Here is an 18,585-nt window from a genome sequence, read left to right as displayed (position 1 = left end):
TCAGTAAGCTGACTGAGTTATACACTTATGTCTCAATGGCGAAAAAAATCAACTTTATTGATAACAAACATAAACTAACGATACAACTAACACCACCTGCGATCTAGAGTTTCTATTCAGTTTTTAGCCACGAAAAAATCTTGATTTTTTGCATCATGTGCAACCATCATCATGGCGCAGCAGGTATTATCATTATTTCAGGAATAAAATTTCAAGGAGCAATTATGTCACAAAGCTTTGATTATTCGGCGAGTCTTATTTTGAGCTACCAAGCGAGCCTGAAAAAAATATTGCACAAGTGGGGGCAAGACTACCGAAAGATCCCCCCTGGAAACCTGCCTTATTACTTTCATGACCTTGTTATGCGACTGCCAGGCTCACGAAGCCGCCGCGTCCACCTAAGTGATACCATTCTTGAGTCATCTGAAAAAATACAGACCATCCAACCTATAGTTCGAAAACTAGAGAACGGAATCAGTATTTGGCCACACTTAAGTCGAGGATGGGGCAAGCTAAAAGACATCGACCAAATGTACAACGCGTGGAAAATTTCTCACTTCCACATAAACACCAATATTGAAAAAGACGGTTACGTTGAACGTTCAAAAGAAGTATTATTGGCAATCATTTGGCAAGACCAGGCATTTTTGATAGATGTACGCGACCATGGAAAATCGAACCCTGATCTTTGGTATAGCATTGACCTGATGGAAATCGTGTTAAGAAATTGGCCTGAATGGATGTATCAATACAGGAGTAACATTAAACAAAGCAACACAGACAGCTCGATCGCCACCACCAAACAATTTCGGCAACTTTCCGCCAACAGCTCGCTCAGTTTATCAGACGGCAATATCTACATGCCTCCCGGAATTATAACCGCCGAAGGATTGTCAATGTCCAGCTCAATGATATACAACAGAATAATTACGCATAATTTTTTACTCATCCAGCAGGCTGGAATCGAAGCGCACGACGAACTGCTAAAATATTTCTTCCGACATTCGACTCCGCCGCAAAAGCTTGATATGTATGTGGATGGAATTTGGCCCACCTTAACCGTAAAGGCAAAAGGATCACCTTATTTCATGCCGTTACATCTTATCCGTGCTTTGGTAACCCCCTTAATTTACAGAACTTCGGACATCCAAAAATTTCGTAGGCAGTTTCATCCCGAGCTATATGACAACTATTATTTCAAACCAGTATCTGCCTACCTTCATTTCTGATTTAACGAAATGAGTACCTTATATTAATAAAGGCGTCACTCCAGACAACGGATCCGTTTGGAAAGCCTTCCAGATCCAGATGCACCGTCAAGTCATAATCGAACGACTCTCTACGCTCGGAGGTCATTCTTCCTCCGACATCTAAGGATTATGAAGGCACCGTCCTATTTAACTTCAGGACTTTAGGTTAAAGGATTTTCCGTTGGCAGCATTGGCCATGCCGCGCTCCATTTGCACATCAGGTTCAGGGCTTGTACATCGCATATTGGATCGCTCATGATGATGGCAAATCGACTTCAGACACCTGATTGTCGAATCTGGAGAAATAGATCGGCCGGAGGGCTGCATGGACGAAAAAGCTTCATCCCCATCGAGCGACCGCTTCAATCCTCTCAAGACACCTGAACAGTTCGTCATCCTGCCGCCCGATATTCGAGACGGCTGGATGAGCATCCGCACATATCAGGAAATCGCGAGCACGACTGACAGACTGCCTGATACTGGGCTGGAATTAATGATTCTGGGGCTGTTCGGTGAAGTCGGGAGTCTGCTGAGCGCATTCAAGAAGCGACAGCGTGACCGGGCAGCGTTCAAACGCTATAAAGCAATCATCCAGGAGGAGCTGGGAGATGTGCTCTGGTACTTTTCGAACCTCGCTACGCGCGCCCAGCTTGATCTTCCAACTCTAGCTCAGAGAGTTTTTCGGGATCTGGAGGATTGGGACATCGTCGAGCCTGCTGAACCCAGCCTCGGATTCGGGGACATGCAACGCTGGATAGATGAGCCAGTCTCCGAAGAAGACTTTAGCATCCAAGTCCTCGCGCTCGCCGGCTGCGTGGGTGATTTACTCAACGATTTCAGGACCGGAACATTCACGCGCAACCGCGACAAGCTCTCTGCCCACATGGTGGAGGTATTCCGGGCGCTGGTCGCTGCGGCGGACTCTGCCGATGTTGATATGGAGGCCGCCGCGCTTGAAAACCTCAAGAAGACCTTCAGTCGATGGCCAGCGGAGATGACCTACCCACCCCGCTTCGACGTCGACATGCCCAAAAATGAACGACTGCCTTCGTGGCTGGAGTTCTACATTGCCGAAGAGAGCGCCGGCGACAAGCAGTACGTCATCCAGAAGTGCAACAGGATCATCATTGGTGATCGCCTGACTGACAATAAGATGGAACGTGATGACTACCGCTTCCACGACGTGTTCCACCTCGCGTTCGCGGTCCATCTCGGCTGGTCTCCCGTCCTGAGAGCGCTTCTTCACCTGAAGCGTAAATGTGATCCTGAACTTGACGAAAACCAAGACGGCGCCCGGGCAATGCTCATCGAAGAGGGCGTGGCTACCTTCATCTTTGGCCGCGGGCTGGAGTGCGATTTATTCAGGAATGTCGATCACGTCGACTATGACCTGCTGAAGTCCATTCAGGATTTCGTCAGAGGCTATGAAGTCGCCCGGTGCGCACTGTGGCAATGGGAAAAGGCGATCCTGGATGGATTCAGCATATTCCGGCAGCTCTCTGACAAACGAAAAGGTTACGTGATGGCCGACTTCGACAATCACACGATCAGCTTTCGCGACGGCAATGACGACGATGAATAGCTATCGGCTGAGGAGTGCAGCTTAACGCGCAATCCTCAGCATTCCTTTAAACCAAACAATGACCCATATGCAGTTGAGGAGATCCACTCATGAGTAACGATAAAGCGTGCATCGTCTTCACGACAGGGCTAGATCAAAAGGCCCAGGAAGTGTCTCAACAGCTGAATGAAAGAGGCTTCGATGTGTGCATGGCTGAGGCCGAACAGGAAGAAGTCGAAGCCGCCCAGGCAGCACAGCCTGTCTCCGAGGAGATCCAAAGCTGTATCGACAACGCAGTGATCAGCATCTTCCTGATCCCTGAGGAAGGTTACGAGTGCCTGGAAGGGGCTGCCGGACATGCGGTGGCGTGTGGCAAAACCATCGTGGCCATCGCCGAAAACGTTGAATCACTGCCTCAGGTGTTCGACGATCATGCCAGCTCCGTACTTACGATCGACAGCCTACGACTGAGCGATGTCATCCAAGGCAATCAGGTCTGGGAGCGTGCGGACGGTAGCCCGAGCGCAGAACGCAAGATTGATCGGGTCAAGTGCCAATGAGTGATGTGCCGAATGTGTTCTCGTACAAACTTGTGAGGGACTACGGCTTTGCGCCGAACCCGTTCCACGGCATCTGCACGTTAGGGACCTGCAAACCGCAGATCAGGAGATCAGCCAAGGTCGGGGACATCATCGTAGGCTGCGGAAGCTCCGCACTGAAACTGGAGGGAAGAATCATCTTCGCGATGAGGGTTTCCCATAAGCTTTCCTTCCAGGAATATTGGGAGCACGAGGCCTTTCAGATCAAACGGCCAAACCTGCATTCAAGCAAAAGCATGGCTTATGGGGACAACATCTACCATCGCGATGGCGAGGCGTGGATTCAGGAAGACTCGCATCACAGCTTCGTGGGAGGAGGGGTGAACCACGAGAACCTTCTCCGGGATACTAGTTCGGACAACGTTCTGATAGGAGAAGAGTTCGTTTATTGGGGTTCGAGCGCAGTGAAGCTCCCTGACCACTTACGGCACTTCGCAGGGGAGGACCTCTACCCTCCTTCACGAAACTACCGAAGTACATTCACGGATGACTTCCGGGCTGAAGTCGATACCTGGTTCAAGGCACTCGCTGATCAGGGCTGTCGAGGCCGGCCAGCTTCTTGGCGTTAGCCATGTTTCGATAGCGCATCGACATACTCAAGCGTCTCGGCCGGCAAGCTTTGCGCGGGCCCGAGACCTACTTCGCTTGCCCGGTCTTAAGCGCCAGTTCAACCCCTTCCAAAAAGTGGCGAATCAGCCCTTCGCTTTGCGGCCATGACTGAATCAAGGCCTGAACCCTGTCGACCACGCCCTCGGATCGGGAATACGCGCTATCGGGTGAATGTAAAATATGCAAAAAATCGCAAACTTTTAGCAAATTTTTACTCAGGAGCTTGCATTCACCCCGCTCCATCTTGGAAATCTGCGTGTAGTGAATTCCGGTGCTTTGGTGTAGGTATTGCAGGGTAAAACCCTTTTGTTTGCGCACCGCCTTTATGCGTTTACCGAGATCTGATGCGTTCATTTCGATTGAATAATTTGCTAAATATGTGCAAGATATTTGCACATATTTCTTCCCAAGGCGAGCACCATGGCTGTCTATGTTGATGCAGAAGGAATCCGTTGGCGCGGTCGTGAATGGAACCATCTAGTTGCCGATTCGCTGGATGAGCTGCACGCCTTCGCAGACAAGCTCGGATTGAGGCGCAGCTGGTTTCAGTCCAAAACGCTCTACCCTCACTACGACGTCACCAAGTCTGTCAGGACGCGGGCACTGGCGATGGGTGCGCACGGCGCAGACAGGGAAAAAATTGTCAGTTGCGCAAGGCAGATGCGATTCGAGATGATCCAAGCTCATCGAGATGCCGTCTCCGGCATCTAACTTAAGGAAAGGGAAATTCCGTGCTGGTACCTACACCGCAGCTACCCTCGCTATCGATTCCTCAATACCGTCTGAAAGCTGGCGGCACCAACCGGTTTCAGACCGACGAAGGTGGGTACCAGAAGCTGAAGTTCGGTTACTTTGGCGAAGTGGGCGGCCTGCTCTCTGCAGTCAAAAAGGTAGGCCGCGACCGCCTCGCGGCGTCCGTCAGCGAACTGGCGGCCGAGGAGCTGGGGGACGCGCTGTGGTACCTGATCAACATCGCTGCGGCCGTGGACGTTGGCCCGGATGAGATTGGTGCCAGCTGCATCGCCTATCTGCGCTCCCAGTACGGGGAAAGTGAACTGGACCCAGTCCTGCCGGTGACCTTTCGGCACATCGACAGTCTCATGGAAATGCGCAGAAGCCCAGAGAATGTCGATCGTTCCTCCCAGCTCTCCAGACTGGCGAACCGCGCAGGCGTTCTGGTCGAGGTGTCGTTTGCCTCCCTGCGAGCAATGTCTCCCCCGTCGCGCAGCCAAAATCTGGGCGTTCATCTGGCCGAACTGGCCATTGCATGTGCCAGTTTCGATCTGAGATTTGAGGATGTGGCACGCAGTAACATCGACAAGATTCTCAGTCGGTGGCCAGACAACGAAACCGTCTATCCCCCACCATTTGATCTCAAGTGCCCTGATCATGAACAATTCCCAGCCGAATTAGCCATGGAGTTCAATGAACGGGGCTCTCCGGAGAACGGCTATGTTGTGCAGAGCCTAAGGGGGGTGTTTATCGGCGATCGTCTCACGGACAACAGCAACGAGCCCGACGACTACCGTTTCCACGACGTTTTCCATCTGGCCTACGTTGCATTCCTGGGCTGGTCGCCGGTACTGCGCGCGCTCCTCAAGCGCAAGCGCAAGTCAGATCCAAAGAAGGACGAGAACGAAGACGGTGCCCGCGCGATGATCATCGAGGAGGGCATAGCGACCTGGATCTTCAACCATGCCAAAAGCCGAAAGTTTTCTATCGACCCCGAGCCAGGCGCGCTGGATTACAGCGTGCTAAAACAGATCAAGAGCATGGTCGAAGGCTACGAGGTCGAGGAGTGCAAGCTGTGGCAGTGGGAAAAAGCGATCCTCACCGGGTTTCAGGTATTTCGCCAATTACAGAAGCACCGGTGCGGCACCGTACATGTCAACGTGCACGAGCACACCATGCACTTTGAACCTTTAGAAAAGAAAGAGCAGCCATGAACCCTACCGCCTTTGTGAATGCCCTGTCTGAGCTGAAGCTGGACAACGTGTTCAATCCCTACGCTGATAAGTGCCCCGTCCACGATCGCAGCGATGCTGTCGCCGCACGCCGGCGCAATCTTCGTGGCTACCTCAAGGCCGCGACCGATATCGGTGTCGACACCATCTGGATGGGACGAGATCTGGGGTACCGCGGTGGACGGCGAACCGGGCTTGCGCTGACCGACGAATACCACCTCCCGGAAATGATGCAGCGGTACCCTGGCTCCAACTTCAAGCAAGCAACGGTCGGGCCGGCGGTGGTTGAGCGCACGGCGTCCGAAATCTGGTCGGTGCTCAGAGCGCTCGCGCTCCCGCCGCTACTGTGGAACGTGTTCCCGTTTCATCCACACGAGCCAGGCAATCCGTTTACCAATCGCAAGTTCACCGCTCGTGAACTGCAGAAGGTCGACCTGCTCAACGAGACGTTGATCAAGTGGCTGGGCGTGCGCCGAGTCGTGGCCATTGGCGGAGATGCCTATAACTACGCGAGCCGGTTCGATGTCGAAGTCGTTGCCATCCGGCATCCTAGCTACGGAGGCATCAAGGACTTCCGCAATGGGATGAGCGCCCTGTACAACATCCCAGTCGAAACATTCAGCTCGAAACGCCAAGGTTCGCTGTTCTAATCAGGGAAACGCCGCGAGCATCTGCTTAGCGGCTGTCGCGCCGCCCAGCGATTCCACATCCAGGAACGCATGGGTGGCGATGCAGGTGAGAACTCCACGCTCGAATTCGGACTCGTCGCTGACATATTTATGCAAATTGCTCAGCCCGAGCAGATTACCCAAAGCTCTCTGGCCGTACCAATGAGATCGGTACACCGCGGTCAAGTCCAGCTTGTCGCCGGTCACCTTGAAACTGAGATGGCTTAGGCAAGGCATATTCATCGGCTTATTTCGATCGGCCGCGGGGTCATACAACGGCAATTCAAAGCCGAATCCGTCGTCTTCTATGTCGTATTCGACATCCACCACTCCCAGCTCATATACCGCTTGGAAGCGGCGCCCAGTCTTGGAGGCCTGAAGCTTGCGGACGATCACCTCCAATGGGTTAAAGGTCGTCTTGCCGTCTCGACTGACCCTGCGCATCATCCTGTAGGCGTATGTCCCCCACGTCCCGCTCTTCATTCCGCGAGCCATCGCGCTCAGGTAAGACTCGTAGAACGCTGGTCGCCCTTCTCTGCGGTACATCTCGTTCGGGAATATTGTGCCCGCTACAGTCTGCACGCTGAGACTAGGCCAGCATTGTCGAATTGCAGCATCGACTGCACCGATGACATCTCTGTCCTGCGCTTCCAGGACCCCGGGCGAAGCGATCTCCAGCACCAGGTTTCGGGCAGTGTAATCTGGGCACGTCGCCAGATGACGGGCCGCGGCCAGCCAGGCGGATACCACTCGGTCATGCTGAATTAGGACTGCCATGTTCCACTCCAAATGCGCACGTCGCATGCGCAGCGATATATGCAGCCGGGATCCAAGCGTGACCTTTCTGGCCCCACTCCTCTCCCCAGCTGTTGCGGATCAAAAACCAAGTCTCGCCGTGAGCGTCATGCCCCAGGCCAACAGCAACCACCGCGTGCTGCATCGCTCCAGGAAGGATCGAATGGCTGAACGGGATGATCCCTTCGGCAGGCGAATAGAACTCATAGGTGAGCCGAAGAGCCAAGCCGACAGGCACACCCATGCGCATGCTATCGATCAGTTCGCCAACGTCGGTATTGAAAAAACGGATGGGGTGACCAAACAAATCCAGCGCGTCAGGCAGGGCTTCAAGTGGTACGACTGGCTCATCCGCCTGATAAGGGAAGTGGACTTCCAGGGCATGCCCGGCCTGCGAGGCTTCAGCCGCCGCAGCCGCTTGAACTCCGTCGCCAGGTTTCCAGCCTGGAATCCTCTGGACGGTGGCGCGGTAGAAATACTCAGGCCCGAGATCACCATCAGAGAAGCGACGATTCAGCTCGGTCACGGCGAAGGCCACGCACGTTGGACGATTGCCTTGGTTTCTCGCCTTGACCGGGGATCTATCGCTCAGGCACTCGACTGTTATCACGAACCGGCGACCTCCTCAATCAGCGCGCGCTTCGATTCGCGAGAAAGCCCTTCAGCGATCGGCTCGAAATGAGTCCTAGAGTTGAACGACGCATCGCCGGCCTGCTTACCCATCCATGGCCGAACTTCGGACAGCGTTACAGGATGGGCTTGCTCGACATTCATCCGCTTCGCGGAGAGCAGATAATCCAGCGTGGAATCAGCACCGAACACTACAGTGCGAGGATCCACAGGACGCGCAGTTACCAATGGAGCCAGCGTGAAGCCCTGTTCGGCCACCTGCTCCACCGAGTCCGCTTTCCACAGGTAGCCGGCGGACGCGTGGCTTTTGAGGCGCACCACCAGATGATCTTCCGGACGAGGCTCCAGGACCGAGGATTGATCGGTTTCGTCGAACAGCCAGACGTCCTTCGTGGCATCCGGGAGCTGCCCTTGCAGCAGTGACTGCTTGATCGAGGCAGGCTGTACTTTCAAGAGTTCCTGAACAGCGTCGTACGTAAGGATCTTGTGCCGAACCAGAGACCAGGCCGCAGCGGCATAGCTCACACCCAGACGAAGGGACATCTGGTAAAGCACATGAGGATTGCTCAGCGACGCTTTGTTCCAGCCCTTGCGCTTGCAAATGATGCCTAGCAAAGGACGCGGCACCAATAGGTGATAGCCGAAGGTTTCGGCCTCCTGCTCCATCACAGCGGCCTGACCACCGTAATCGATGGTCTCATCTACCGTACTCTGGTGCCCCATGAAGTAATGTCCTAACTCATGGGCGCAGGTCATGTGGATCAAGCCGGCGGATCGGGCCGAGTTCACCAGAATCCCGGGGCAATCCTCGCGTACAAAGGCGCCGAGAAGCTTTTCCATGGGCCGCAACAGAACCGAAACCCCCTGGTCAGCCGCGATGCGAAAGGGGTCAATCCGTGTGTAGCCGTCTTGCTCGATGCGCTCCATGGCGCGAGATGACGCGAAGACCTCGGCAGCCACCTTGGCTGTCGCCATCGCAATGTCGCGTACGGCCATGATTTACCCCCCGCGTTTACGCCCGGACTGCTTCAGGAATTCAGCAAAGCGCGCGACTTCTTCCAGGTCTTTATCTGATAAACCGTTCACCGCACGTGCCAGGAACGCCAGTTGCTCCGGCCCGCTGGGAGCAGGCTCAACGCCCGTCAAAAGATATTCCAGTGTTCGACGGTAAAGCTTCGCGAGCTTCCCGAGCTCGGTCGCTTCGACCTTTCTGGCACCCAGCTCGATGTTGGTGACCGATGGACGAGGTAGTCCCAAAGCCGTTGCAACTTCCTCTTGCGAGAGTCCTACATATTCGCGGGCCTGTCGCAGCCGATCACCGATGTCATTGCGATCCGAATGCGTCACGTCAATCATTTCGGTGCCCCCTTAAGATGACGGAGAACTTTGTCGGTAATGTCAGTGACGAACTGGTCTTTCGAGTTATATCCCCCATGGCGGATGATCAGCTCAACGGGCAGTTTGCGCTGGACCAGTTTGTCGATCCCGACGAAAGCATCGACAGCCGAGATAGAATCCAGAGGTGCTCCTAGCTCATCAGTCGACAAGGGATCGTCAATGATTTCCTGCGCTCGCTTGTCCCAGAAAGCACTTAGCAAGGTTTCGATTTGCGTCTTGATATCCATCGTACAACGCTCGTAAGAAAATCAAACCATAGCCGTATGAAAATAATACGTCAACGAGACACTCTTTGGAGATGATTCAATATCGTCCGGATGCCGATAGTAGCACTGGATCCAAAGAAAAGATCAATGTGCCATTATCACCAGCTAGCTGGTCAGACATATCCTGATAAGGGTCTAGCGCAGTACGTGCAGACCGCAGGTGAGCGCTAAGGCTACCGCTACACCCAAGAGGCTTCTCGGTACCCGACTGGTCGAATAAGGCAAAATGACGCTGCCTAATCTCACGCAAGCATTAAGGGTTGTGTCCGGAATTCGGATGCAAAGTAGTCCTTTACATCCTGCTCTGGCTATTTTTTACAGCGGTAAGGGCGCCTTGAGGTAGTTTTAGAGATAGAAGGGCAGCCACTAAAAAATAATATTCTTAAAATTCAGTTACTTTTGTTTTTATTCGACTCCTGGTGCCGCACCATACAAAACGAAGCCCCTGCAGAAATGCTGGGGCTTTGTTGTTTTTGGAACGTCCACATGACGTCCACATTGGCTTTAACGGCCGGACTATCAAAAACAGTCGTTAATCTGAATTACTCGTCAGCGAGGCACTTGTGTCTGCCGGTGCAGAGCAAAGCACTTCCGTGACACGTGCAGCCTGCCCGGCCTTCATCTGACGTACAGAGTCCAGCAAGCCCTTCTGGAATTGCTCCAGTTCATTGACCATCGCTGATTTTCATCCTTCAGTTGATTAAGAATGGCTGCGCAGGTTGTCGAATAATGACACGTATGCCGCCTCGCTTTTCACACCTGACTAATCTCAAACACAAACGAAATCCTGCACTGGCTCGCACTCCACACATAACGCAGATGTTTGCCCTGCTTCGGAATCGACACCGCCGGCGGCCGGAACGCGGCGACACATTCATGGCCCGGGAGGCGCACGCTGTTATAGAGCAGCCCCCAGGATTCAGACTCGCGCAGTTGTCGGGCAAACGCCTGAGACGGGCCGTAGGCGCCCGGATCGGGCTGATGCAAGTCGGGAAAGTCGTGACGAACATCGTGCAGTGGCTTAACCACGCGATTGACGTAAGTCCGCATGGTCAGCTCAAGATCCGCTTCGTGGGTGGCCGCGAGGAAACGTTCCTGGTGATAGCAGGTTTCGGCGATGGCCGCGGCCTGGCTGCTGGCGGCGTAGTAGACGCCGAAGGTGCCGTCGGTGAAGCGGCTGCTTTTGCCGATGTGGGTAAATGCCGCCATCACCGGCGTTGAACCGGGGCCGGAGAGTCGGTCTTCGGGGCGCACGCGGGCGAGGACGCCGGCCTGTTCGATCAGGCGATCGTTGGTCAGCGCTTCCAGCGCGTAGGCGATTTCCAGGTCTTCGGGGTCGAGCACGTCTTCGAACAGCGCAATCGGCGGGAAGCTGCTGTTGACGATCCGGTAGGCTTTCGGCCATTGCGGCTCGGCCAGCGGCGGGGCCTTCACCCGCGCACCCCGTCGAGGTAACGGCGAACGTCAGCGATGTCGACCACCCTCCCGGCAAGCATGTAATCCAACGCCGTTCGGCCATTGAATGGCGCAGCCGTGTTGGGGCTGCTGACCCACGTGTAGGCGCGCTCGCGGCTGTTGCTGAAGATGATGCTCAACGCCTTGTGAATACCCATCAGGTACGAGATGCGCTCCAGGGTGTCATGCGGCAGGCGAATGTTCGGCGGCAGGTGTTTGTACTTGTAGAACGTGGTGTTGCCGACGCCACCCAGCAAAGTGCGTTGCTGCTCGGCGTTGCAGCCCCAGCGCTCCATGAGGTTGAAGAAAAACTTCAGCGCGACGCGCCCGGCTTCGGGGACGTCGAGTTGTTCACGCGGGGTGAGGGCTGGGGGGGAGGTGGGCATGTTTGTCCTTCGTAGCTGCCATGCAAACTGAGCTTAGTACAGATATGAATATTTTCCATAAAGTCATTCGTATACGAATAGAGCCCCTTGAATTCCCGGGTTGACACTGCAATGTTCCGTGGCAGAGAATCTGGCCAAGAGCGCGAAACCGACTGCCTTCAGGTGGCGATAGTCGGCGTTAGGAACCCCGTTGATGACCTGAAAATCAGCGCCCGGGTGAGACCTCTTCTCCCCTGCTTGAGGGAGCACAATATCAAGCGACATTCATGTGAAGGGCAGCCTGAGAAGGCTGCCTTTTTTGTTTGTGCTATCGGTAACGCCGATATAACAGATCACCATGCCGATGCTTGTTCAGGCCCTTCTTGTCACAGTTCATGAAATTCCAGAGTACGTTGCCACGCTCAACATGGATTACCACCAGCATCTGGTATCTCGCGTTGTAAGCACCGATGAAGGAGAGTCGAAACGAGGCGTCATCGTAGGAAACCCGCCATATCTCTAATGGCCTCGTTAGAGTATCTCGCGCAAATTCGGTAAACCGCTCACGGGCATTCGGGCGCTTTTCCACCGTATGAAGCAAATGCTCGCGTTTCACCAAAATCGGCACATATGGCGTTTCGATCAGAACAGCATCCAGACCCTGATCAAGTCCGAAACCGCTGGCAACCTGCTCCCACGCTGCATTGAGGCTCGATGCACCCGGAAGCTCTCTAACCGCAGCAATCAGAAGCCCGGGTTCAATATCGCGAATATCCGGCAAGCTCAGATCTTTCCAATTTTTTTGGTCGGGTAACGCTCTGCTCCCCTGCAAACTCATGGCATCGACTCGCTAGCTTCGCGGATGCCGGCATTGCCTGGAAATCCATGACCTCGGACTAAAAGTCCCGAAAATAACTACCTGATATTTCAGCCACTTGGGCATTGGCGGTAAATCAGCCCGTTCGCTCTTTTCTATAGGAGGCTTCCGACAACGGTGCAAAACAGCGGCGTTTCGGTGTGGGAAACACTCAAAAATGGTGTAGTCCCAAGGCATAAAAAAGTGCCCGACTCGTCCGAGTCGGGCACTTTTCTTGACCCCAATCACCCCCACGTCATCAAAAATCCCGATCCTGTGTCAGCTTCCAGCCATCGGCAGGGACGTCAATTCGCTACTAAACCCGCGACAACTATGCTCAGGTGCTGGAATATAGCCGGCATATGACGCCGGATCGGCAGTCTCGTAAACAACAATACCCAGCCCACTTCAGAGGGCATTACCCATGGATAGCAGAACCTTACGCAACCTCATGCGCATCGTGCAGACCGGCTCCTTGTCGGCCGCAGCCGAGCATTCGTGCCTGACTGTGCAGGCCCTGGCCGCGCAGTTGAACAAGGTCGAAGAGCAGTTCGGTTTCCGCTTGTTTCGTCGTTCCAACAAAGGGCTGACGCTGACGCCGCAAGGCACTGAGCTGACGCCCTACATGGACAAAGTGCTGATTGCCACGCGACAGATGGAAGAAAAGGTCGAGGCGCTCAAGGTGCCTGGCCAGCGCACATTGAAGGTCGCGTTGAACAACACGTTGTCGTCTGACTTCAACCGACGAATGATCGGACGCCTGATCGAGGTGTTTCCCGATTACCAGATGGAATTCAGCTACGCCGAGTCGATGGAAAACCTCAGCAAGCTGAAGAACGAAGACTTTGACCTCGCGGTGCTGATTGGCCCGCAGCGTCCGGGTTTGCCGAGCATCGTCCTGCCGGATGTGCAGGTGCAGGTGGTCGGTGCCCATTGCGGGCAGGAAAACGATCCGCTGACGTTGCTGGGCAACAAGTTTCAGGTGCGTCCTGCGGAAGATTGTCCGTATTCCCACAGCTTTCTGCGTTTTCTCGACGCGGGTCTGGGCAATCACGAGAACGGTCAGCGCATGGTCTATTCCTGCAGCGAAACCCTGACGCTGTCGTTGATCACGCAAATGGACGCGGTCGGCATGGTTTCTCGCGAGGCCGCGCAAAAGAACGGCCTGACGATTTTCCCCGGTTTCGAGGATTTCCTCGAAGTGCGGCTCGCGGTGAACAACCCGAATCTTTCAGGCCAGGCCTTGAACGACGTGGTCGATCTGCCGCTACATGAACGAGCCGAGCGCAATGTACGCAGCCGTCCCAACCGCCACACTGAGAAAGAGGTTTTTGCTGAAATACGCACATAACAGCGTCGGAATGGCTGCATAAAATTCCGGGCGATCGAGCTGTATGTGCTGATCCTTGATCAACAAGGGTGTCAGGCTGATCGCAGCGACGATCGCCACTGGCAGGTATTCCAGCGCCCGCGCAATGAACGGCGGCCAGTGCTCGGTGTTGACCTGCAGCGGCAGCGCGCGTGGCAGGAAGGTCACGGCCATCATCAGCGCGACCACCAGGATCAGGAACGTTTGGTCAGGCATACACCCACTCCGCAGCCCACAAACGTGGCGATGAATACGTTGAACGGCGAGGTGCCGACCAGGCTCAGCGCGCCCATGCAGGCCACAGCGGCCGCTGCGGCGATGAGTTTGTTACGGGTGTTGCACAGCGACACCAGCACGTAGAGCATCATCGCGGTCAGTGCGTAGTCGAGCTGGTATTTGATCAGGTGCGACGCGTATTGCGCACAAACAGCGCCCAGCAATCCGCCCAGCACCCAGGAGGTGTGGCAGAACAGGTTGAAGCCGATCAGGTAACGGATATTGACCGGCGCGCCGGTACCCAGTTTCACGCTGTGAAACGCGAAGGATTCGTCGGTCAGCCCACCAGCGTAGGCCCAGCGCTCCATGCGGCTGAGCCCCAGTGCGCGCAGGGCCTTGGCCATGTACACCGACATCAGCATGTGCCGCGCATTAATCAGGAAGGTGGTCAACACGATGGTGGTCAGCGAAGCGCCGCTGGAGATCAGCGCCAGCGCGGCGAATTGCGAAGCGCCGGCGTAGACGAACAAGCACATCGCCACCGGCAGCCACATCGGCAGCCCGGCATTGACGGCCATCAGCCCGAACACGAATGACACCGTGAAATAACCGGCCACCACCGGGCTGGCTTCGGCAAACGTGCGCGATGGCTGATGGGCAGCCATCAGCGGCGCACTGCCGGACGTTTCATTCATAGATCCCTCTCAAATGTCCGCTCGCCATGGGGTTCGCAAAAACCCTGGGCAGTCCAGAATCGCTTGCCCGCGAGGTTAGCATCGTCGACGAACAGAAACATCCGTAATACACCGACCCGTTTCATGTCAGACGACGCCGCTTCCACCAGCCGCTGGCCGACGCCCTGACTGCGATAGCGTGGGCTGACGGCGAGATGGTTGATAGTGCCGCGACTGCCGAGCATGCCGCCGAGCACCGCGCCGACGATTTCGCCTTCCACGTCGAAGGCCAGATAGGCCGTGGTGGTCTTCTGGATCAATACACCGCGCAGGCATTTGGCGTCCTGCCACTCGCAGAACGACACTTCGTCGAACTGGCGGAAGAAACGCTCCATGCGCTGCGCATCCTTGGCGGTGGCGCGTCGCAGCACCACCGGCGTCGAGCATTCGACGCCATCGATTGGGGTGATCTGATTAGCGAACAATGTCGAAAGCGGTCCCGGGCCGCGAGAAGGAAATCGCCAGAATCTGCCGGTACGCCATGGCATGCGTGTGGGTGTTGCGCGCCGGGGTCACGTAGTGGCGCATGTCGCGGTCAAGGAAGTACGTGGTATCGAGGATTTCCTTGTAGGTGGTCGACGCCAGTTGATGCTCGTGCACATCGTACAAACGGCTTTCCGCCCCCTCGACATTGTTGCGCCCCCAGAAGTGCACACCGCTGAACGGATAGCCGTCGCAGTGAATCCCTTCAGGAGTGATTTCCAGTTGCTTGCCGGGTTTGATCTCGATGCGGATCTGATGGATCTGGCACTGCCAGATTTCATCGTGCAGTTCTTCCGGCAACACGCTTTTGTACACTTCGAAATCGGTGTCGATCAGGCTGCGCATCACCGGTGAAGTGATCACTTCATCGGAGAAGTCCTGGAAGTGCCGCACAACACCGCCCACGTAGGCGTTGTTCTCTTTCGACTGCACGTACGCGCGATGCTCGAGTTGCTTGAGTTCACGGGTTTTCGGGTTGTACTCAAAGTCGCTGTAACGACGGTAACGCATGCCGGCTTCGGCCTGACCGTAGTAACTGTCTGGCTCCATGTTTTCCCAACTTTTGGTCAGTCTGACGAAGTCGGCAAAATGACCGTAGAGATTGAAGTCACCACCCTGGACGTTGACATATTTGTCGCGCCGTAGCGATTCGCCCACTTCTCTGTTCAAAACGATCATTACCAAATTCTCCGCTGCGTTGAGCGGCCTAATCTATTAGGTGGAGAATTTGCGTCCATGAGAAAGAATTTCAGGCATTTAAAGCCCTGCTTGAAACGGCGTTTGAAGTGCTCTTAAAACAACTTTTACATGACAAAAACACGGGTTTTTTACGGTTTTTACCGAAAAGGCCTCGAAAAAAAACCCCGAACACGTCGGGGTTTTCTCATGCATCTATACCTGAACGATCATCAGAAGATGTTGATCGGGTAGTCCACGAACACACGCAGTTCGTTGCCGCTGACGTTGTACTCGCTGGATTTCTGCGAAACGCGCAGGATCGAGCTACGCAGTTTCACGCTCAGGTCTTTGGCCGGGCCACTTTGCACGACGTATTTGACCTGGTTGAAAATTTCGCGCTCGGTGCCGCCTTCGCTGGTGGAGGTGGTGATGTTGTCGCCACGCACGTAAGCGAAGTTGTAGCTCAGACCCGGTACGCCAAACGCGCCGAAGTCCAGGCCGTAGCCCAACTGCCAGCTGCGCTCGTCTTCAGCGTTGAAGTCCGACCAGTAGGAGTTGGCCAAGTAGATGGTGTTGCCACCGTCACCGACACGACCTTGCTCTTTCTGATAGCCACCGTAGGCGTAGCCCAGGTTGCTGTCGCCGGTGGAACGCTGATGCGCCACGGTGAACGAGTGCGGGCCGGTGGCGAAAGTCGCTGCCAGGCTCCAGATCTTGTTGTCGTCACCGGTAGCGCCGCTCTGGCGAACGTAGGAGTCGTCCAGCTTGGTGCGATAGCCGTTGAAGTCCAGGGTCAGCGACTGATCCTTGTCGATCGGGAACACGTAGTTGGCGTTCACATATTGCTTCTTCAGCACATCCTCAACGTCGGAGGCGTACAGCGCAGCCTTGAACTGTTCGGTGAACTGGTAGCTACCGCCCAACACGTTGATCGACTTCAGACCACCGCTGTCACGGCCTTCAGCGCTCTTGCGCGATTCGGCGGTGAAACGACCGGCGTTCAGCTCAAGGCCTTTGATCTCTTTGGAAGTGATCAAGGTACCGGTGTAGCTTTCCGGCAGCAGACGCGAGTTGTCGTAGTTCAGCACCGGCAGGGCCGGCATCTGATCACCGTAGGTCAGCACGGTGTTGGACAGACGGAATTTGACCGCTGCGCCGCCCTTGGACAGGTCGTTGGCTGGCTTGCCACTGTCGCCACGCTTGAAGAAATCGATACCGCCGGCGCCGCTGCGATCTTCGCTGCGCTCCAGGTTCAGGGCATACAGGCCGAAAGCATCCACACCCACACCAACGGTGCCTTGGGTGAAGCCGGACGAGAACGTACCGATGGCGGCTTGGCCCCACTCGGATTTGTCTTTGTTGCCGTCTTTGTAATCACGATTGATGTAGGCATTGCGCAGCAGCACTTTGAGGCTGCTGTCTTCTACAAAACCCTTCGATTCGGCCTGGCCGTCAGCCATGGCCTGTGTGGCACTCAACATCCCCAGTGCGATCAGACTGATACGCTTGTTCAACATTTTGTTTTCCTTATTACGGGTTGAAACGCGCTGTGTCGAAACGGCTGAAACGGCGCTAATGCACTCTTTTTTCACCCCGAAACAAAAAGACCCGCCCACGACAAGGTCATGGCGGGCCTGCTTATTATTCTTGAGTCATGGCGGTTGGCCACAGGCGTTGGGCCGAATCGTAGCCGCGCCCTCAATAATGTGTCAATTTCAAGAATCGTCTTTAAATAGGTAAAAATCGTCTAAGAATCGTAAATTTTGCGATAGCCCATTGCTCGGAAATGCGCTTAACCAGTGAATCCAGCGCGATTATGCGCAGCCGTCGAGACCACATTGCGCGGGGGATTGAGCCACTTCATCAGCCACAATCGCTTGCCCCAACCAGTCAGCGAAGGCCTGCGGTTTACCCAGCCAAGGGCTGATGTCGATCAACGTGAATTGCCCGTCCTGTTCCAGCGCCAACGTCGGAAAGCCCTGCCCACCGAGTTGGGCCAGCAATGCGCGACTGGCTTTTACATGCGCCTGGGTATCAACGCTTTTAAACGCTGCCACGAAAGCTTCTTGCGCGTAATCCATCTGAGCCGCGATTTCGAACAGCACTGCCTCATCGGCAATCCGTTGCCCTTCGACGTAATGCGCGGTCTGCAAACGCCCGAGCATCTGCAGGCCACGGCCGTCTATAGCCTCTGCAGCCATCACCGCCGCGATGGGTGGCGTCGAGTCGAAAACCGCCGAGTGATCACGCAGCAGCCCTTCGAAATACGCCTCGCCAAAGGGCTGCCCGGTGTACTCGGCAATGCGCCGATCGTGAGGCATGACGTAATTGCGCAGTTGCGGTGAGACCTGCTGGCGGTTCGCGCCGCTCATCATCCCGCCCGCATGAGCCACGACCGGCAGCACCTGTTGCGCCGCTTGCACCAACGGTTTGGCGCCGTAGCACCAGCCACACAATGGGTCATAGATGTAGTGAAGGATCATGGGAGAACTCCGGCAGAAAAGTGGGAAAAGTCGATGCCGGCAGACTATTCCTTCACGCATGGGCGAAAAACGCCGGAATGGCTTTCAGACTGTTTCGCGAATCGGTCGAATGGACCGAACGGTCAGGTTGTATCCAGATCGACATAAATTGAAACAATCTGTCAGGGGAACTTCTCAGGAATAAATTACGGAAGCAAATGCAAAGC

23 protein-coding genes and 1 pseudogene are annotated in these 18,585 nt (G+C 55.1%); 8 read left to right on the top strand and 16 right to left on the bottom strand.

Translation table 11 applies throughout. The annotated features are described in order from the left end of the window. Positions 1-140: 140 nt before the first annotated feature. From AC1UK9_RS01695 to AC1UK9_RS01680, 4 genes are all read left to right on the top strand, one after another. Entirely contained in the window at positions 141-1,229 is a 1,089-nt protein-coding gene (locus AC1UK9_RS01695) for a hypothetical protein (protein ID WP_482579139.1), read from the top strand. A gap of 346 nt (positions 1,230-1,575) precedes the next feature. Further along, entirely contained in the window at positions 1,576-2,832 is a 1,257-nt protein-coding gene (locus tag AC1UK9_RS01690; protein ID WP_482579137.1) for a nucleoside triphosphate pyrophosphohydrolase family protein, read from the top strand. 89 nt (positions 2,833-2,921) lie between these two features. Further along, positions 2,922-3,371, top strand: a complete 450-nt coding sequence (locus AC1UK9_RS01685; protein ID WP_179029099.1) for a hypothetical protein — start codon at positions 2,922-2,924, stop codon at positions 3,369-3,371. Beyond that, positions 3,368-3,979 (top strand): Nmad2 family putative nucleotide modification protein, encoded by a 612-nt coding sequence (locus tag AC1UK9_RS01680; RefSeq protein WP_179029098.1) that lies wholly within the window; start codon positions 3,368-3,370, stop codon positions 3,977-3,979. The genes AC1UK9_RS01685 and AC1UK9_RS01680 overlap by 4 nt, the downstream gene beginning before the upstream one ends. Before the next feature lie 67 nt (positions 3,980-4,046). Here the strand turns inward: AC1UK9_RS01680 and AC1UK9_RS01675 are convergent, their stop codons facing one another. Further along, on the bottom strand, positions 4,047-4,373 hold the full coding sequence (locus AC1UK9_RS01675; RefSeq protein ID WP_158683243.1) for a helix-turn-helix domain-containing protein: 327 nt from the start codon (positions 4,371-4,373) through the stop codon (positions 4,047-4,049). 66 nt (positions 4,374-4,439) lie between these two features. Between AC1UK9_RS01675 and AC1UK9_RS01670 the strand changes: the two genes are divergently transcribed. Genes AC1UK9_RS01670 through AC1UK9_RS01660 form a run of 3 tightly spaced genes read left to right on the top strand, consistent with a single transcriptional unit; the run spans position 4,440 to position 6,633 of the window. Then, positions 4,440-4,730 (top strand): DUF4031 domain-containing protein, encoded by a 291-nt coding sequence (locus AC1UK9_RS01670; RefSeq protein WP_017127009.1) that lies wholly within the window; start codon positions 4,440-4,442, stop codon positions 4,728-4,730. A gap of 20 nt (positions 4,731-4,750) precedes the next feature. Beyond that, positions 4,751-5,965, top strand: a complete 1,215-nt coding sequence (locus AC1UK9_RS01665) for a nucleoside triphosphate pyrophosphohydrolase family protein (RefSeq protein ID WP_017127010.1) — start codon at positions 4,751-4,753, stop codon at positions 5,963-5,965. Then, positions 5,962-6,633, top strand: coding sequence for a uracil-DNA glycosylase (locus tag AC1UK9_RS01660; protein WP_017127011.1), 672 nt, complete (start codon positions 5,962-5,964; stop codon positions 6,631-6,633). Before AC1UK9_RS01665 ends, AC1UK9_RS01660 begins: the two co-directional genes overlap by 4 nt. Here the strand turns inward: AC1UK9_RS01660 and AC1UK9_RS01655 are convergent, their stop codons facing one another. From AC1UK9_RS01655 to AC1UK9_RS01615, 9 genes and pseudogenes are all read right to left on the bottom strand, one after another. Continuing rightward, complete coding sequence (locus AC1UK9_RS01655) at positions 6,634-7,428, bottom strand: thymidylate synthase family protein (RefSeq protein WP_017127012.1); 795 nt, start codon at positions 7,426-7,428, stop codon at positions 6,634-6,636. Next, on the bottom strand, positions 7,406-7,972 hold the full coding sequence (locus AC1UK9_RS01650; protein WP_179029096.1) for a C1 family peptidase: 567 nt from the start codon (positions 7,970-7,972) through the stop codon (positions 7,406-7,408). Before AC1UK9_RS01650 ends, AC1UK9_RS01655 begins: the two co-directional genes overlap by 23 nt. Before the next feature lie 80 nt (positions 7,973-8,052). Next, the gene (locus AC1UK9_RS01645; protein ID WP_017127014.1) at positions 8,053-9,072 is read right to left on the bottom strand and encodes an ImmA/IrrE family metallo-endopeptidase; all 1,020 of its coding nucleotides are present in this window, start codon (positions 9,070-9,072) and stop codon (positions 8,053-8,055) included. 3 nt (positions 9,073-9,075) lie between these two features. Further along, positions 9,076-9,432, bottom strand: a complete 357-nt coding sequence (locus AC1UK9_RS01640) for a helix-turn-helix domain-containing protein (protein ID WP_017127015.1) — start codon at positions 9,430-9,432, stop codon at positions 9,076-9,078. Further along, positions 9,429-9,701, bottom strand: coding sequence for a hypothetical protein (locus AC1UK9_RS01635; RefSeq protein ID WP_017127016.1), 273 nt, complete (start codon positions 9,699-9,701; stop codon positions 9,429-9,431). Before AC1UK9_RS01635 ends, AC1UK9_RS01640 begins: the two co-directional genes overlap by 4 nt. 589 nt (positions 9,702-10,290) lie before the next feature. Next, positions 10,291-10,416: pseudogene (locus AC1UK9_RS01630) on the bottom strand (helix-turn-helix domain-containing protein); the annotation flags it as partial. Positions 10,417-10,493: 77 nt separating this feature from the next. Beyond that, positions 10,494-11,174: an RES family NAD+ phosphorylase gene (locus AC1UK9_RS01625; RefSeq protein WP_482579131.1), complete on the bottom strand. Its 681-nt coding sequence runs from the start codon at positions 11,172-11,174 to the stop codon at positions 10,494-10,496. Next, the gene (locus AC1UK9_RS01620) at positions 11,171-11,581 is read right to left on the bottom strand and encodes an MbcA/ParS/Xre antitoxin family protein (protein ID WP_482579129.1); all 411 of its coding nucleotides are present in this window, start codon (positions 11,579-11,581) and stop codon (positions 11,171-11,173) included. Before AC1UK9_RS01620 ends, AC1UK9_RS01625 begins: the two co-directional genes overlap by 4 nt. A gap of 307 nt (positions 11,582-11,888) precedes the next feature. Continuing rightward, a complete protein-coding gene (locus tag AC1UK9_RS01615) occupies positions 11,889-12,398 on the bottom strand; it encodes a PBECR2 nuclease fold domain-containing protein (protein ID WP_482579127.1) in 510 nt (169 codons plus the stop codon). A 442-nt stretch (positions 12,399-12,840) separates the two neighbouring features. Between AC1UK9_RS01615 and AC1UK9_RS01610 the strand changes: the two genes are divergently transcribed. Further along, positions 12,841-13,767: a LysR family transcriptional regulator gene (locus AC1UK9_RS01610; protein WP_007961685.1), complete on the top strand. Its 927-nt coding sequence runs from the start codon at positions 12,841-12,843 to the stop codon at positions 13,765-13,767. Here AC1UK9_RS01610 and AC1UK9_RS01605 read toward each other — a convergent pair. The 6 genes from AC1UK9_RS01605 to AC1UK9_RS01580 all read right to left on the bottom strand — a co-directional run bounded on the left by AC1UK9_RS01605 (position 13,684) and on the right by AC1UK9_RS01580 (position 18,379). Next, a complete protein-coding gene (locus AC1UK9_RS01605) occupies positions 13,684-14,001 on the bottom strand; it encodes an AzlD domain-containing protein (RefSeq protein ID WP_007909127.1) in 318 nt (105 codons plus the stop codon). The two genes, AC1UK9_RS01610 and AC1UK9_RS01605, sit on opposite strands and share 84 nt — an antisense overlap. Then, a complete protein-coding gene (locus tag AC1UK9_RS01600) occupies positions 13,980-14,696 on the bottom strand; it encodes an AzlC family ABC transporter permease (RefSeq protein WP_003220701.1) in 717 nt (238 codons plus the stop codon). Before AC1UK9_RS01600 ends, AC1UK9_RS01605 begins: the two co-directional genes overlap by 22 nt. Beyond that, entirely contained in the window at positions 14,693-15,070 is a 378-nt protein-coding gene (locus AC1UK9_RS01595) for a GNAT family N-acetyltransferase (RefSeq protein ID WP_003220700.1), read from the bottom strand. Before AC1UK9_RS01595 ends, AC1UK9_RS01600 begins: the two co-directional genes overlap by 4 nt. A 79-nt stretch (positions 15,071-15,149) precedes the next feature. Next, entirely contained in the window at positions 15,150-15,896 is a 747-nt protein-coding gene (locus AC1UK9_RS01590) for a 2OG-Fe dioxygenase family protein (RefSeq protein ID WP_003220699.1), read from the bottom strand. A 230-nt stretch (positions 15,897-16,126) separates the two neighbouring features. Further along, positions 16,127-17,413 carry an OprD family porin gene (locus AC1UK9_RS01585; protein WP_025110955.1) on the bottom strand — a complete coding sequence of 429 codons (1,287 nt, stop codon included), beginning with the start codon at positions 17,411-17,413 and terminating at the stop codon, positions 16,127-16,129. Between the two features lie 297 nt (positions 17,414-17,710). Beyond that, positions 17,711-18,379, bottom strand: a complete 669-nt coding sequence (locus AC1UK9_RS01580; protein ID WP_473014175.1) for a DsbA family protein — start codon at positions 18,377-18,379, stop codon at positions 17,711-17,713. Positions 18,380-18,585: the final 206 nt, after the last annotated feature.

The organism is Pseudomonas sp. AK-TSAG1-1 (assembly GCF_056821665.1).
The sequence above is the reverse complement of the archived record's forward strand: the minus strand, read 5'-3'. Positions and strand labels throughout refer to the sequence as shown.